This is a genomic window from Haloferax profundi (genome assembly GCF_001469865.1).
Taxonomy (GTDB): Archaea; Halobacteriota; Halobacteria; order Halobacteriales; family Haloferacaceae; genus Haloferax; species Haloferax profundi.
This window is the reverse complement of record NZ_LOPV01000444.1, coordinates 1-1,441: the sequence shown is the minus strand read 5'-3', so window position 1 is coordinate 1,441 and position 1,441 is coordinate 1. Positions and strand designations below refer to the sequence as shown.

The following is a 1,441-nucleotide window of genomic DNA, read 5'->3' as shown; positions in this document are numbered from 1 at the left end:
ATCATATCTTGGTTGGAACTGCCATTCAGTTCGGCTTGGGTCCACGTACGGCGTCGTTTCTCGCCGTTGGTGTACCTGTAACAGTACTTTCCATTGGCGTTTCATGGTATTTTGCCCGACTAATTTCAGGAATTCAAGCAGCCCAAGTCACTGCTCTTGTTGTGGCCGCCTCAGATGCAGTGATAATGTTTGCTGTGGCCCCTCAAACAACCACTCTTGGATTTTCATTATTGGTTTTGATTTTTGTTTTAAGGCGCGAGTTCCATCTAACGGCTAGTTATTTGAAGAGGTTCCTTCTTGGAGTAACTATGTCTGTTGTCTGGTTTACGCTGTTGTTCACTCATCAGGTTTACTCAGTAATAGGCCTTGTATCAATATTAACATTATCAATGACTGACATTTTAGTAAATCTAAGGAGTGCTCGGAATAGAGTTGTCCAGATCCTATTGTCAGTTACTAGTTTGTATTTTGCATGGACGGTTACACGTTATTCTGGAACAACTAGTAGTAAAAGTGTTTTTGATGCTATTGGTGTGATATTATTATCGAAGATTGACAGTTTATTCACTCCAACTGTTTCAAGCTTTTCAATACCCGCAGGGCTTAATGCATCACTATCTGGTTCTGCATCATTGTCAATCATTCAAATATTGGGTTCGTCTATTGTATTTATCCTCGGCGCTACCGGTCTTTTATATACTCTACAAACAAAATTAGACGTTCACTCATTTCAAATATATGGGTTAGTTGGGTTCCTATTTGTTTTCATATTTGGAGGGCCACTAATTGGTTTGTCCAATATATATCCGTTCCGTTGGTTCCCTTTAACCCTGGCCTTGCTGTCTGTAGGGGTTGGCGCGTTTGTATCCCAGATAAATTCTTCTAATACTCATACTCAATTAAGTGTCGGTATTATTCTTCTATTAATCGTTTCCTTGATGGGCGGGTCCTATTTGGGTTCGTACGATGATCCGGTGTTTGACGGGACTAATGGCGCCCAAGCATTCGAAGTCTCAGAACCGGATTTAGCTATGGCATCTTGGTCTCATCAACATAATGGCGACACCTCGGTTATCGGTGACCGGTTATTTTCAATCATCGTGTCAAGATGGTTCGGTGACAATCAAGCGAGTACTCTTCATTATATATATGATGAAAAAAGAATCGCAGCCAATAGTGACACAATACTGTTGGCTGAACGTGAGTACATGTCCAGTGGTCATGCCCAATATGATTTAACGGTGAATAAATCATCTGCTGCTGTCTTAGGCCAGTTACCGGGACAAGTTCGACGCTGTACAGGAGATAAGGTGTACACATCTGACCGATCTAGTAATATTCTAAGAACGAGTCCACAGTGTAATGTGTAGTGTGATGAAACTAAGACACTGCTAGTTGTTTGACGTGCGTATTTGAACTCAGCGACATAGAGTAACCGGTG

Annotated in this window: 1 protein-coding gene; it reads left to right on the top strand. The window is 41.6% G+C overall.

The features are described from left to right. On the top strand, positions 1 to 1,370 hold a 1,370-nt coding region (locus AUR66_RS22145), incomplete at its 5' end, for a hypothetical protein (RefSeq protein WP_197409802.1). Between the last annotated feature and the right edge of the window lie 71 nt (positions 1,371 to 1,441).